A 13,336-nucleotide genomic window follows, 5' to 3' on the forward strand; every position below is an offset into this window, starting at 1 on the left:
AGCCGGCAATGCCGGAAGGGGGCCGAGGCCCCCTCACTCAGTCGTCAAACGCCGCATCCAGCCGTGCTTTGAACCGGCTGTGGAACCGGGTCTCGCCGATGATATGCAGGTGGTTGGTGCCGTTCACCACTTCGGCCGGGGTGGCCCGCGGCGACAGACGGCGCCAATCCATGAGGTTGAGCCCCCGGCTGAGACTGTCGCCCGCGCTGAACGAGGCCACGGGCAGGTCGAGCGGCGCGGGGCGGTGCTGGCGGAATACCAATGCATTGTCGATCAGCACCCAGAAGGTATGTTCCCGGCTCGAAATCTCCGGCCCGTCAAACGGCAGCGGCTCCGCCTCATTGCCGATAAAACGCAGGAACTGGTCGTAACATTCCGCATCCATCGCGCCAATGAGCCTGTCCCATTGCGCGCGCATCCTGGTCTTGCCGAGCCAGACCTGCAGGTCTTGCGCCAGAGCCTCGCGTTCGCCCGGGGCAAACTCCGGCGTGACCCCCGGCATGAAATCCGTGCCAAGATCGCAGACATCGACCATGCCCGTCAGGCGCAGATCGACCTCCCCCTGCAACTGGCGCGCCGCTTCCCAGGCAAGCAACCCGCCCCAGGACCAGCCGAGAAAGGCAACCGGCTGCCCGGCGCTTTCGCGGCGGATGTGGTCGGCATATTGCGCCACGACCTCTTCGACGGAGACATTGAGCCTTTTCTCCTCGTTGAGCGAATGGCACAGGAAGCCGGTCACCGGCTGATCCGGGCCGAGGTAATCGGTGAGCCGCAGATATTCGCGCGTGGACACGAGCAGACCGGGAAAGCAATAGAGCCGGGGTTTCGTGCCGCTTGCGCGCAGTGCAATGGCACTGCGCCCGGTCTGACCGCCCGCTTCGATCCGCGCCGCGATGGCGCGCACGCTGGGCGCATCGAAGAGGTCCGCGATGGTCAGCGCCGTGCCGGGCCATCGTTTGCGCATCCCCGCGAGGGCTTTCAAAGCCAGAAGTGACTTGCCGCCCATGGCAAAGAAATCGTCGGTGACCCCCATCTCCGGCGCGCCGATGATCTCGCGCCAGAGCGTGAGGATCGCCTCCTCGGCCTCGCCCACAGGCCGCACACCCGCGCCCTTGCGGGTCTGAACCGGCACCATGGGCAGGGCCGCACGGTCAAGTTTCGCATTCGGATTGGTCGGCATCTTCTCCAGAACGATCACTGCCTCGGGCAACATGTGCCTTGGCAGTTTCGTCTCCAGCCCGGCCAGCAGCGCCTCGCCCGCCGACAGCTCCGGCCCCACCACATAGGCCAGCAGCCGCTTTGCCGCGCCATCTTCGCGCAGCAGCACCAGGGCCTCGCTGACATCGGCATCGGTCAGCAGCGCGGCCTCGATCTCGCCCGGTTCGATCCGGTAGCCGTTCACCTTGATCTGAAGATCGACACGGCCGACGAATTCGATGGTGCCATCCTCGCGCCAGCGTCCCAGATCGCCGGTGCGATAAAGCCGCGCGCCGGAGGTGCCGTCGAGCAGCGGGCCAAAGGGATCGGGAATGAACCGGTCGGCGGTGACATCGGGTTTGCCGACATAGCCGCGTGCCACGCCCGTGCCGCCAAGATAGATCTCACCGACAACGCCCTGCGGGCAGGGCATCATCTCGGGGTCGAGCACATAGGCGCGCCGGTCGCCGACGGCCCGGCCAAGAGGGGCATAGACCCCCTCGAACCGCGTGCCGGCGGCGACTTTCCACACCATCGGTGTCATGATCGTCTCCGTCGGGCCATAGCCGTTGATCAGGGTCGCGGCCTTGAGCGCGCGGGACAGGAGATCGAAGGTCGATTGCGCCAAGCCCTCGCCACCAAAGCTGTAAAGCCGCATTGGCGGGGCGCTGTCGGTCTCTTCGGCCCATTCGGCGAGCTGTTGCAGATAGGTGGTCGGGATCGACGCGTTGTTGCAGCCGTGTTCGCGCATCGCGCTCAGCGTCTGTTCCGGGGTCCAGAGCGGCCCGTCGGGCACCACCACGGAGCCGCCCATCATCAGCGGCACCATCCAGCGCTCATGCCCGCCGTCCGAGGAGAACGGCAGGAACGGCAATTCGCGGCTTTCCGAACTCATCTCATAGACACGCGCGGTGGTCTGGTTGTGGTCGGTGAGCGGACCGTGTTCGACGGCAACGCCCTTGGGCTTTCCAGTCGAGCCGGAGGTATACATGACATAGGCGAGCTGGTCGGGGTGGATCACCACCTGCGGCGCGTCCAGGCGCGGCGGGTCGGCGAAATCCTCAAGGCAGAGCACCGTCGCGGACAGCCCATCCGGCAGCCTGTCGCGATAGCGCCGGCTGGTCAGCACAACGCGCACGCCAGCATCGGAAAGGATGTGGTGATTGCGGCTTTCGGGATGATCCGGTTCCACGGGGATATAGGCCCCGCCCGCCTTCATCGCGGCGAGGATCGCCACCATGGCATCGGCCCCGCGTTCGATCAGGATCGCGACTGGCACCTCGGCACCGACACCAAGCGTGACGAGGTGATGCGCCAGGGCATTGGCCCGTGCGTCGAGCATGCCATGGGTAAGCCGGTCTTCGCCGCAGATCACCGCCATCTTGTCCGGTGTGGCGCGGGCGTGATCCGCGATGATCTCATGGGTCGCGCGCCGGTCGATGGGCGTGTTATCCGGGTAGGGTGCAGAGAGCGCGTCCAGTTCCTGTTGCGACACCAGCGCGATACGCGCCGTCGGTGCCTCGGGCCTGTCCAGCCCGTCAGTGATCATCCGCTCAAGATGGGTAAGAAGCCGGGCAATCTGGGCCTCGGTGAACAATCCCGCCTCCGCATCGGCGATCAGCCGCAGACCCTCTGACGCATGTTCCGCGACAATCACCACCTCTTCGGCCAGGGGCGGCAGAGGCCGGGCAATGCGGGTGATCCCCTCGGGCAGGTCCCGGACCGGCAAGACGTGCAGCGACACCGCGCCCAGCGGATGCCGGTCCACATCGGCGCGGCTCAGTCGATCCTGAATGAGCACCTCGGCAGGCAGAAGATGCGCGCGGCCCTCTGCAATGGCGCGGGCGATGCGGGTCTGCGCCTGACCAAAGCCCTTGAACGGGTCGAGGGCCGCGCAAAGCGGCATGACACCGGCATGGCGATGGTCGGATACAGCGGGCGCGCCGAGGGCAAAGCGCAGGTTCCGCAGCCCGGTGTAACGGTGCAACACAAGCGCAAGTGCTGTGGCCAGAACGCTCTCGGTCCCCGCCGCTTGCAGGCGCGCCGACAGGGGCGCTGGCAACAGACGGGAAACCCGCAGGCGCGCGGTGTCCTCCGTTGTCGCCGGACGCGGGGGGATACGGGCAATCGCATAGCTGTCGAGCAGGTTTTGCCAGCCGCTCAGATCGCGCGCACGGGTGGCACGGTCTTTGGCCGGTGTGGGCGCAGGCGCCACCTCGGGCCCCTCCATGATCCCGAGCTCCCGCCAAAGCGCCGCCTCGATCGTGGCAAACACGCCGTCATCTGCAAGAATTGGATGCAGCGTCAGTGCCAGGAAATGCCCCCCGGATCGTGCCGTCCAGAGATCGGCAAACGCCATCCGGCCGCGCAACACGGGGCGGTGCGCGGTGCAGCGGTGGCGCACATCCGCGCGCAGACCCATGCCGCAGTGCGTCAGCGGCGTTTCCCCGTCAAAATGCCGCCAGACCTCGCCGCCGGGGCGCTGTTCGAACCGGGAGGTGAACGCGGGGTGTCGGCCGAGTACCGCGCCGAGTGCATTGACAATCTGTGCCTCAGAATGACGCGCATCCAATCCGAGGATGAGAACTTCCGGGACAAAGGCCGCCAGTTCGCCCACCTGTTCATGCGCGAAAATGCGTTTTTCCAGATCGCCAAGGCGGCGCGGCTGCAGGGTGACGGCGGAGGTGTCGATGACCAGATCCTTGCTCATGCCGACGCCTCCGCCCGCATGGCCGCTTTCAACGCCTCGGGGCGCATGTCGGTCCAGGTTCCCGCGATTTGAGCCAGGCAGGCGTCGCGCGTGTCCGGGCCACCGGCAAGGCACCAGCCCGCGGGCGGATCATAGGCTGCGGGATGCACGGAATACCGGCCTTCGTGATTGCGCAGGATGCACCATTGCGCCTGAGGATGGGTCAGGGAATGTGCCTGCAAGCTGGCCTGTATTTGCAAACTGGTCTGGGGTGGGTGCGACATCGAAAACCTCCGGTCCGAATGTGAACTGTTTCCTCTCAGACGTTCGGGGCAGCGCGAAATTCACCTTGGCGGATTAAATTTTCGCTTCTTTCGATTTTTTCTCCTCCGGCTGTGAATTTCCCGATTGCCCGCACGTCTTGGTGTGAGACCCCGCATGCTGGACCACAGAATGAACGCACTCGACCTTGCCGATCCGAACCTGCCCAGGCTGATGTTGCGTCTGGGTCTTCCCGCCATGGCCGGGCTGTCGCTGAACGCCGCGCATCAGGTGGTGGATGCGGGATTTGTCGGGCGGCTGGGCGCAGAACCTCTGGCGGTCCTGACGCTGCTGGCGCCCTTCGCGGGCCTGATCGCGGCTCTGGGTGTCGGGCTGGGCGTCGGGGCCGCAAGCACATCGGCGCGGGCGCTTGGTGCGAGTGATCCGGAACGCGCCCGCCGCATCGCGGGGCTTGCCTTCTGCGTGGCTGGCGTTCTGGCGGTTGCCCTGTGGTGCCTGCTCCAGATCCTGCGCGCGCCGGTTCTGGACCTGCTTGGCACACCCGAGGGAAGCCTGGCACCTGCCCGCGCCTACTACCCGCTTTTGACCCTCACGATGTCCTTCGGGCTGATCCAGATCCTGTGCGACTTTCTTGCCATCGGGCGCGGTCACGCGGCGATGAGCCTCAAGACACTTGCGCTGTGTTTCGGGCTGAACATGGCGCTCGATCCGCTGTTTATCTTTGGCCTTGATCTGGGGCTGAACGGAGCGGCCTGGGCGACGCTGTCCGCCCAGATCGTCACGCTGTCGGTCTGGGCCGTCTGGTTCCGCGCCCCCGCCCGGCGTCCGAAGCCGGGAACCCTCTCGCTGCTGGCGCCGATGCTGCGTGTCGGCTTGCCGGAGGCGGCGGCGCTGGCTGTGACCACATTCGGCCTCATGGCCCTGCTGCGCCTCGCTGCCGATCTGGGCGGCGTCGCGGCGGTGGCCGGATTGGGCCTTGCCCTGCGCCTCGTGTTTGTCGTGACCCTGCCGCTGGAAGGGTTTGCCATCGGCGTTCAGCCCGTTCTCGCCCATGCTTTCGGGGCCGGTGCATCGCGGCGCGCGGCTGATGCGCAGCGGTTCTTGCTCCGGGGTGCATTGGGCGTGGGGGCAGCTTTGGGCATCGTGCTGTGGCTCGGCGCGGTGCCGGTGAGCCGGGTTCTGAGCGTTGACACGGATGTTCAGGCGCATTGCGTTACCGCACTTGGCTGGCTTGCCCTCTGTGTCCCTGCCGTGGCGCTGCGCCTGGTGGCGCAGATCGGCCTTCAGGCGGCGATCCGCCCCCGTGCCGCGCTTCTCCTCGGGCTGGCCCCGATGGGGTGGCTGTTCTGGCCTTTGCTGGCGCTCTTGGTGCCGCCTTTCGGGCTGTCCGCCCTGCCCGTTTCCATGGCGCTTGCCGCCTGCCTTGCCGCTCTTCTAGCGCTGATGCTGATGCGTCAGGGCCGCCTGTCCGCCACCACATCGGGAGTTTCCGCATGACCACATCTGATCCGACTTTTCCTGACCTCATCAGCCCGGTGCACCAGCCGCCCTTTTCGGCCAGCGCCCCGCCGATCTTTCAAAGCTCCTCCTTTCTGTTCGACAGCTACGCGCAGATCGCCGATGTCTTTGCCGGACGCTCGGACCGCCTGGTCTATTCGCGCGGTGACAACCCGACGGTGAGCGAGCTGGAGGGGCTGATCGCCCGGCTCGAAGGGACAGAAGCCGCGCGCGGGTTCTCTTCCGGTATGGCCGCAATCTGCGGCGCGGTACTGCCCTTTGTCCAAAGCGGAGACCGGATCGTCACGGTCGAGCATCTCTATTCCGATGCCTATCGCCTGTTTGAGACGGTTCTGCGCCGGTTCGGGGTCGAGACGATCTATGTCGACGGCACCGACACGCAGGCCGTGATCGACGCCTTGCCGGGCGCGCGCCTGGTCTATCTGGAAAGCCCGACAAGCTGGACGTTCCAGCCCCAGAATGTTGCCGCCATTGCCGCCGCAGCGCGGCGCCTTGGGGTGCTCTCCGTGATCGACAATTCCTGGGCCACCCCGATGTTCCAGAAACCTGCCGCCCTTGGCGTCGACCTCATCGTTCATGCCGCCTCGAAATACCTCTCCGGGCACAGCGACACGCTGGCCGGGCTGGTCGCCGGGCCGAAAGAGCTGATCACCAGGATCGACCACGAAGCAACGCATCTTTACGGCGGACGCATGGCCCCGATGGATGCGTTTCTGGTGCTGCGCGGGATGCGGACGCTGCTGCTTCGGATGCGCACCCATATGGAGAGCGGGCTGACCATCGCCCGGACACTGGCTGACGATCCCCGGGTCACCGCGGTGCATCACCCCGGCCTTTCGGAGATGCCCAAGGGGCTGTCCGGCTGCGGCGGGCTCTTCGCCTTTGACCTGGCGGAGGGTGTTGATGTCGAACGGTTCTGCAATGCGCTGCGGGTGATCCGTCTGGGTGTGAGCTGGGGCGGACCGGAAAGCCTGATTGTTCCGGGGCAGGCCGCATGTGGCCTCGCCGGGGCGGCGAATTCCTTTCAACGCTTCGGCGTCAGCCCGCGCACCATCCGCCTTGCCGTGGGGCTGGAGCCGGTGGGGACCCTGCTCTCCGATCTCGGCCAGGCGCTCAACCGGGCCGGGCAGGTCGCGGCATGAGGGACGCGGATCAAACAATGGGCAACTTCTGCCGGGTGTTGCTCCGGACCCAGCCAAGAGAGACGCCTAAGGAGAGCCGCCATGCCTCGTGACCTGACTGAACAACCGCTTCATGCGCGCCGGATCGGCGAGCGTATCGAAATCGCCGGATATGAACCGCAGCGATTCAGGGATCTGGGGGGCGGGCGGATTGAGCTTTCTGCCCCGCCGGGTGAGGATGCCTTCGCCCGGGCGCTGGCCGCCTTCGAGGCGCTGACCACGCAAGGTCCGGAGGTCGCGATCCGCCTCAAGGGGGCCGATTGGGCACCGCTTTTGCCAGAGCTGATGCAAAAGGGGATCGCACTTGCCACAGAGATCGGCCCCCTGGTTCTGCCCGCTGCCTTCTGGCAGGTGACGGACCGCTGGCTGACCCGAACCGTGCCGGCCTATCCGACGCTCTGGACGCAAGGTCCGCATGGCCGTCATCCGATCCGCCCGCCCCGGTCCGAAGGGGTGCTGTATCGCCGTCATATCCCCTGGCTCGACCAATGGCTGACGCTGCGGGCGCTCGACATCTCCGATCTCGAAACATTCCATCGTTGGCAGAACGATCCGCGCGTGGCGGAGTTTTTCGAAGAGGCAGGGACGCTGGATGAACACCGCGACTATATCGCGCGGCTCCTGGCCGACCCGCATATGCTGCCGCTGATCGGGGCGCTGGACGGTCGCGATTTCGGCTATTTCGAGCTTTACTGGTGCCGGGAGAACCGGCTGGGCGCGCAATATGACGCCGCCGCATGGGATCGTGGCTGGCATGTCCTGATCGGCGAAGAGGATATTCGCGGGGCCGATTACGTCACTGCATGGATGCCGTCGCTCATGCATTACATGTTCCTCGCGGAACCGCGCACCCAGACCGTGATGGGCGAGCCGAAAGCCAGCCACGCCCGACAGCTCGCCAATCTGTCGCGCGGTGGCTTTGCCCATCTGCGCCAGTTCGACTTTTCCCACAAACGTGCCAGCCTCGTCGCTCTCGAACGCCAGCATTTCTTCGAGGCCCGCCTCTGGGCGCGGCCAGAGACCGGCGGGGGAGCTCCGCTCTGCTTTGCCCCTGCCCGCCTTCCCTCAACAGGAGACTGGACATGACTGCACCCACCCACACCCCCCGGAACGACGATGAGATCTACGACCTGATCGGCATCGGTTTCGGCCCTTCGAACCTGTCGCTTGCGATTGCGATCGAAGAGGCGGGGCTGCCGATCCGGGTGAAGTTCCTCGAAGCGCGGCCCGCATTCGCCTGGCATCCCGGCATGATGATCCCCGGCACGGATATGCAGATTTCGTTCCTCAAGGACCTTGTCTCGCAACGTAATCCGCAAAGCCGCTACAGCTTTCTCAATTACCTGCACAAGAAGGGGCGGATGAACGCCTTTATCAATCGCAAGACGTTTTTTCCGTCGCGGGTCGAGTTCAACGACTATCTCGGCTGGGTTGCCGGACAGTTTGACTGCTGTGATTATGATCGGAACGTGTGCGGTATCGAACCGCTGGGCAATGCCGGTGCGGGCGGCACTGTTCAGACGCTCTGCGTCACCGCGCGCAACAGCGCGGGGGCTGAACATGTCTACCATGCGCGTAACCTCGTGATTGCGCCGGGCGGCGCGCCGATGTTGCCGCCGGTATGTGACGGCCTGCGCGGCGATGACCGCCTGTTCCATTCCAAAGACTACATGAGCCGGGTCGTGCCGGCACTGAAGGCGGGGGACCGGATTGCCGTCGTGGGCGCGGGCCAGAGCGCGGCAGAGATTTTTGCCGATCTCGCCCAGAGAACGGAAGCGCCGCAGGTTGATCTCATCCTGCGCGGATCGGCGATGAAACCCTCCGACGATTCCCCCTTCGTGAACGAGATTTTCGCCCCTGAACAAACCGACCGGTTCCATGAGATGTCCGAAAGTCTCCGGCGCGGTCTGCTCGATGAGCTGTCAGGGACAAATTACGCGGTGGTTGACGAGGATCTGATCTGTGCCATCTACACGATGCTTTACGAGCAATCCGTGAGCGGCGCGGGCCGGTTGCGGTTGCGCAGTCAGACACAGGTTGTCGGCATGTCGTCGGAGGATGCGAAACTCCGGGTCGAGCTGCGCGGCCGCAAGGCGCGCGATACGAAGCTCTATGACAAGGTTGTTTTTGCGACCGGCTATTCCAGAAAACTCGATGCCAGTGTCCTGCATGGGCTGGCGCCACTGTGTGAAGACACGGAAACCCGCCGGGATTACCGCTTGTCCATGAAGCCCGGCTTCCGGCCCGCTGTCTTCGTTCAAGGCTACAGCGAAAGCAGCCACGGGTTGAGCGATACCCTGCTGTCGGTGCTGGCGCAAAGATCTGCCGAGATTGTCGCGGCGCTCGGCACGCTGGTCAACGAGGCGCAGGCCATCGCCGCCGAATGACACGGACGCCCCCGCGCCATACACGCGGGGGATGTTCGCCGGTCGCGGAACAAACGCTTGGCGTGTCTCGGCTTCTCATGTACCAAGCGCTCATTCACTCAGCTTGTGCCAGGTAGATCGCTTTTAGCCGCTACATGAGGCCACAATGTCTGAGAGTCTGCCCGTCGATCCATTGTCGAGCGCGACGCCTGTCGTATCACCGGAAAACGCAGCCGTCCGACGGCAGCTGCTGTACCATTTGGTACATGATCGCGACATGCTCATGTGTGAAGCCATGCGCATCCTGGGCTCTCCCGATCGTGCCGAAGACGTGCTGCAGGACGCGGTCCTGCGCTGCCTGTCCAGTCAGGCCTTGCAGCAGACCCCGGACAGCCCCGGCAGCAATTTGCGGCGCATGGTGCGCAATCTCGCGCTTGATCATTATCGAAAGCAGAAACGGGAAATTCCCTGCGATGCTTTTGCCGAGACGCTTGTCTGCCCGGCAACCCCAGTGGAACAGAAACTTTCTGCACAAGAGGATCTTGTGCATCTGATGCGCGCACTCGGCGCATTATGCCCGAAACGGCGCTACGCTTTTGTGGAGGCGCGTCTCAAAGCAAAGCAACAGACAGAGATCTCCCGGGAAATGAACCTGTCCGCCTCCCGTGTCCATGCGCTGATCCAAAGCGCGCAGACCCAGCTTGAGGCGGCGCTGGCCGAGACCCTGTGAAAAGCGATCCCCGTAACCGCAGCAACGTATTATCGTGGCAAAGGCAGACATCCGGGCAAGCCTGCGGGCAGGACGATGCGGGCACCGGTACGATACAGCGATGCCGCAAAACTGCTGCGCGGTGCGGCGAGGGTGACGCTCCAGCCATTGCTTCCCAGGATGGCGATGTCATCGGACAGGGATTGCATGAAGCTGGCAGAGGGAAACAGGACCACCTGGGCGGGCGCCTCATCTGTCAGAAGGCTGACCGTGATCAGCGTCAGAATCCAGCCCGTGAACACCAGCGGCATCGTACAAAGGATGCCTCTAATAGTCATGGACATGCTCCAGCCGGGCACCGGATGCCGCAAGGTTCCGGATCTGGTCCGCAAGTTCGGTCACTTTCACCAGCACCAGATGGCGAAAGTCGCCGTATCCCTGCCTTGGGAGGCTGACAATTGCATCCTGATGACCTGGCTGATCCGAGAGGGCGGTAAAGAGAATGTCGTCATTGCCGGCAATCTCGCGGAATTGCCAGCCGTCCAGCGCCATGGACCGAAGCAGATGTGTCAGGATCCGATAACGCGGTGTTTCAATGACGATACCTTCCGGGAGCGTCTCGCCAATTGTTATCCCGTCATAGGCAGCCAGGTCTATGGCGGGTTTGCCGGAAACAACCATGCGCAGGCGAAGTTCGTCAAATCCGGTTGCGGCAACCGCCCGGGCGATCAGATCGGCATAGGCTGCTTTGGCGCCATATTCGAGCCCGAGCGCAAGGCGCCGCTCGCGATCCCGCAGATTGCCGGTGGCTGCCTGGCGCAGGGCCTCTGCGTCTTCGCGAAAATGCCACCGATACCACGGCACCTGCTGCAGGAACGCTGCATAATCAGCAGCCTGAACCGCTGAGAGATCATCCAACGGCGCGCGGCCCGCACCCCGTTGCCAGGCGAACAGGCGGCCGATGGTTTCTTCGTAGGCCGCCTTCATCATCAGTTCGGCGGTGAAGCTGACCCCGATGACATAGACCATCTGTTTGGTGGCGGAATCGACGTTGCCAACACCGGAAGCGGTTTCATTCAGGACACAAAGTGACGACCAGAATCCGGTAATGCTTTTGAAAAAACCAAATTCATGCGGGTCCCCCGTTCGGATGACCTCGGCATAATCGTCATAGGTGTGAACGATGTGCCATTCCGGATAGGTCAGCAGAGTGCGGGATTCCACCCGATGCTCTGCGGGTGGCAGCAAGGCCGCGTAAGGCGTTTGCACCTTGTCCCCCCGGCACATGGTTTCGACCCATGCCACGGGTGCAAGAAGGCCAGCGACAAGCAAAAGCAGGACGACCCCGACCCGTTTCACCCATGTCCACAACCGCTTCATGCCGGGGCGGACCTGAACCCTGCCCAGACCGCCAGACCACCGAGCCCCAGATGCGGCAGGTTGGCCAGAACGCGCAGCAACGAAAAATCAAGCCCGGCAGAGGGGTTGGTGAAAATCCCCAGATCAAGGAATCCGTAGCCCGTGAAGAACCCGAAAATACCATCACCCAGATATGCCAGTCCAAACAGGATCAGAAAGGTCCGGGCCGCCCGGTAAGAGAGAAGCCCGGCCACAAGCGCCCATAACGCCGAGGCGACATGAAGGGCGTCATCGTAGATATCCAGTTCGAAGATACCAAATGCCAGCCCGTTTTCATCGGTCAGCCCGGGTATGTAGTTCAGCGAGGCCGCGATCATCAGCGCTGCGAAATATCCCAGCGAAAGTTTCTGCAAGTTGCTCATAATTGCCCCAAATAGCTGTCCCAGAGATTGTTGCGCAGGACCAGGTCCGGGTCCAGATCGCGTTTTTCCCGGGAAAACCGGACCGCATTTTCATAGGTTTGCGACAGCTGTGCGACGGTCGCATGCGGACGATACGGCAGGTAATAGGCCCCGTCGATGGCGGCGATCCTGTCGATCAGGTCGCGGGTCATGCGCGCCATGTCGGCCTCGCCGCGGATGGTCATTTCCTGGCTGAAGGACATCACCGCCGCAATGCGCGGCACCTTCGCATAGGACAACATGCTTTGATCGTCCTGCGCCACGTAACGCAGCGTGACATTCAGAAATTCCTGATAACTCGCCGGGATCACATCGCGGCAGGCCGTCAGGAATTCGCCGAACCGGTCGAAACCAACGAAATACTCGTGCAGGATATCAGTCCGGTCCGGGTTGCGGTCATCAAGCGTCATCACCGGTTCGTTGATCAGGGTATTGCGCGTGACCTCCCCCCCGCCAAGCGCCGGGCCAACGGCGGTTTCATTCCACCATCTGAACGCCTTCATCCTCTCGTTGCCCAATTGTGCGCGATAGATCCGGCTGGCGGCATGCGCCATCCAGCCCGAGCCTGAGGCCGGCGGCAGCGCGGCCTGATCCGGTGTTTCGCGATAGCTGACCAGCAAGGCCTTGGTGAAAAAGCTTTCGCGTTCGACGTTGAGGCGGCCATAGGCCATTGTCACATCCGGATCCCTGATCACCGCGTCAAAGGCATCGGCAAATGCCGGGGCGTCGATCACGTCAAACTGCGGGGCAAGCCGGCTGTTGGGCACCATGTCGACCTCAAGATCAACAATGACACCGATCAGCCCGTAGCCGCCCATCGCGAGGTTGAAGAGATCCGTGTTTTCCGACCGCGAACAGGTCACCAGTTCGCCGTCTGGCATGACCATCCGCAAGGACCGCACGGTTGACCCCATTGGCCCAAAGGGCACCGGCCACCCATGGGCATTGACCGAAAACGTCGCGGCGACACCGAAATCATGGTTCGATTGCATCACCGCAGGGGAAAACCCGGCAGGATCAAGCGCGTTAATCACCTGAGACCAACGTGCCCCGGCATGGGCACGATAGCTGCGGCTGGCGCTGTCCAGTTCCACCGATCCATTGTCAAAGGTGATGGCCGTGCCGTTGCGGGGAATCGCCTGACCCCCCATGGAATGGCGCGCCGCCCCCACGTTCAGGGGCCGCCCGTCTTTACGCGCTGCGGCAAGTTCTTGTCGAACAATGGCAATCAGGGCGTCATCGGGATCCTGTTTCACGACCATGTGCTTGTGGATCGGCGTTGGCGACAGGCCGCTTGCATCGTTCAAAGTGGTTTCACCTGCCCCGGAGGCTATGCGCCGGGTGCCCTCATAGACCGGCAGATTTGGTCCAAACGCCCGCGACAGGGTCCAGCCTGCAGCACCGCCTGCGCCCAACAGGGCCGCGCGCCGGGTGAATTTTTTCATGGCTGGGCCCCTCATCAATGACCTGGTCCGCTTGGTCATTTGATACAGCCGACGCCATGGCCGTTACAAGGATATCAAAGGTAAGGAATTCCACCAGTTTCTGGTTTGAAAAGCGGTATTCGGCTTCGC

Annotated in this window: 11 protein-coding genes; 5 read left to right on the top strand and 6 right to left on the bottom strand. The window is 63.6% G+C overall.

All coding sequences use genetic code 11. The features are described from left to right. Positions 1–37 precede the first annotated feature (37 nt). Both ACWNZ3_RS19880 and ACWNZ3_RS19885 read right to left on the bottom strand, forming a co-directional pair. Positions 38–3,907 carry an amino acid adenylation domain-containing protein gene (locus tag ACWNZ3_RS19880; RefSeq protein ID WP_496902010.1) on the bottom strand — a complete coding sequence of 1,290 codons (3,870 nt, stop codon included), beginning with the start codon at positions 3,905–3,907 and terminating at the stop codon, positions 38–40. Continuing rightward, the gene (locus ACWNZ3_RS19885; protein WP_496902011.1) at positions 3,904–4,170 is read right to left on the bottom strand and encodes an MbtH family protein; all 267 of its coding nucleotides are present in this window, start codon (positions 4,168–4,170) and stop codon (positions 3,904–3,906) included. The genes ACWNZ3_RS19880 and ACWNZ3_RS19885 overlap by 4 nt, the downstream gene beginning before the upstream one ends. Positions 4,171–4,339: 169 nt before the next feature. On the opposite strand from ACWNZ3_RS19885, the gene ACWNZ3_RS19890 reads away from it, so the two are divergent. The 5 genes from ACWNZ3_RS19890 to ACWNZ3_RS19910 all read left to right on the top strand — a co-directional run bounded on the left by ACWNZ3_RS19890 (position 4,340) and on the right by ACWNZ3_RS19910 (position 9,963). Beyond that, entirely contained in the window at positions 4,340–5,665 is a 1,326-nt protein-coding gene (locus tag ACWNZ3_RS19890) for an MATE family efflux transporter (protein WP_496902012.1), read from the top strand. Continuing rightward, positions 5,662–6,828: a PLP-dependent transferase gene (locus ACWNZ3_RS19895; protein WP_496902013.1), complete on the top strand. Its 1,167-nt coding sequence runs from the start codon at positions 5,662–5,664 to the stop codon at positions 6,826–6,828. Before ACWNZ3_RS19890 ends, ACWNZ3_RS19895 begins: the two co-directional genes overlap by 4 nt. A gap of 81 nt (positions 6,829–6,909) precedes the next feature. Next, entirely contained in the window at positions 6,910–7,953 is a 1,044-nt protein-coding gene (locus ACWNZ3_RS19900; RefSeq protein ID WP_496902014.1) for a GNAT family N-acetyltransferase, read from the top strand. Continuing rightward, entirely contained in the window at positions 7,950–9,254 is a 1,305-nt protein-coding gene (locus ACWNZ3_RS19905) for a lysine N(6)-hydroxylase/L-ornithine N(5)-oxygenase family protein (protein ID WP_496902015.1), read from the top strand. Before ACWNZ3_RS19900 ends, ACWNZ3_RS19905 begins: the two co-directional genes overlap by 4 nt. A gap of 145 nt (positions 9,255–9,399) precedes the next feature. Then, a complete protein-coding gene (locus tag ACWNZ3_RS19910; protein WP_496902016.1) occupies positions 9,400–9,963 on the top strand; it encodes a sigma-70 family RNA polymerase sigma factor in 564 nt (187 codons plus the stop codon). Between the two features lie 29 nt (positions 9,964–9,992). Here ACWNZ3_RS19910 and ACWNZ3_RS19915 read toward each other — a convergent pair whose 3' ends face one another. Genes ACWNZ3_RS19915 through ACWNZ3_RS19930 form a run of 4 tightly spaced genes read right to left on the bottom strand, consistent with a single transcriptional unit; the run spans position 9,993 to position 13,207 of the window. Continuing rightward, positions 9,993–10,280, bottom strand: a complete 288-nt coding sequence (locus ACWNZ3_RS19915; protein ID WP_496902017.1) for a hypothetical protein — start codon at positions 10,278–10,280, stop codon at positions 9,993–9,995. Further along, on the bottom strand, positions 10,270–11,322 hold the full coding sequence (locus tag ACWNZ3_RS19920) for a hypothetical protein (RefSeq protein ID WP_496902018.1): 1,053 nt from the start codon (positions 11,320–11,322) through the stop codon (positions 10,270–10,272). Before ACWNZ3_RS19920 ends, ACWNZ3_RS19915 begins: the two co-directional genes overlap by 11 nt. Further along, positions 11,319–11,723, bottom strand: coding sequence for a hypothetical protein (locus ACWNZ3_RS19925; RefSeq protein WP_114276923.1), 405 nt, complete (start codon positions 11,721–11,723; stop codon positions 11,319–11,321). Before ACWNZ3_RS19925 ends, ACWNZ3_RS19920 begins: the two co-directional genes overlap by 4 nt. Next, positions 11,720–13,207 carry an FAD-binding oxidoreductase gene (locus ACWNZ3_RS19930; RefSeq protein WP_496902019.1) on the bottom strand — a complete coding sequence of 496 codons (1,488 nt, stop codon included), beginning with the start codon at positions 13,205–13,207 and terminating at the stop codon, positions 11,720–11,722. Before ACWNZ3_RS19930 ends, ACWNZ3_RS19925 begins: the two co-directional genes overlap by 4 nt. Between the last annotated feature and the right edge of the window lie 129 nt (positions 13,208–13,336).

It is taken from the genome of Sulfitobacter sp. IGS-18, from assembly GCF_059628195.1.

Coding starts and splice junctions, on each gene's coding strand:
- ACWNZ3_RS19900 (WP_496902014.1), top strand. CDS start 6,910: ATGCCTCGTGACCTGACTGAACAACCGCTTCATGCGCGCCGGATCGGC.
- ACWNZ3_RS19920 (WP_496902018.1), bottom strand. CDS start 11,322: ATGAAGCGGTTGTGGACATGGGTGAAACGGGTCGGGGTCGTCCTGCTT.
- ACWNZ3_RS19895 (WP_496902013.1), top strand. CDS start 5,662: ATGACCACATCTGATCCGACTTTTCCTGACCTCATCAGCCCGGTGCAC.
- ACWNZ3_RS19880 (WP_496902010.1), bottom strand. CDS start 3,907: ATGAGCAAGGATCTGGTCATCGACACCTCCGCCGTCACCCTGCAGCCG.
- ACWNZ3_RS19930 (WP_496902019.1), bottom strand. CDS start 13,207: ATGAAAAAATTCACCCGGCGCGCGGCCCTGTTGGGCGCAGGCGGTGCT.
- ACWNZ3_RS19890 (WP_496902012.1), top strand. CDS start 4,340: ATGAACGCACTCGACCTTGCCGATCCGAACCTGCCCAGGCTGATGTTG.
- ACWNZ3_RS19925 (WP_114276923.1), bottom strand. CDS start 11,723: ATGAGCAACTTGCAGAAACTTTCGCTGGGATATTTCGCAGCGCTGATG.
- ACWNZ3_RS19885 (WP_496902011.1), bottom strand. CDS start 4,170: ATGTCGCACCCACCCCAGACCAGTTTGCAAATACAGGCCAGCTTGCAG.
- ACWNZ3_RS19915 (WP_496902017.1), bottom strand. CDS start 10,280: ATGACTATTAGAGGCATCCTTTGTACGATGCCGCTGGTGTTCACGGGC.
- ACWNZ3_RS19910 (WP_496902016.1), top strand. CDS start 9,400: ATGTCTGAGAGTCTGCCCGTCGATCCATTGTCGAGCGCGACGCCTGTC.
- ACWNZ3_RS19905 (WP_496902015.1), top strand. CDS start 7,950: ATGACTGCACCCACCCACACCCCCCGGAACGACGATGAGATCTACGAC.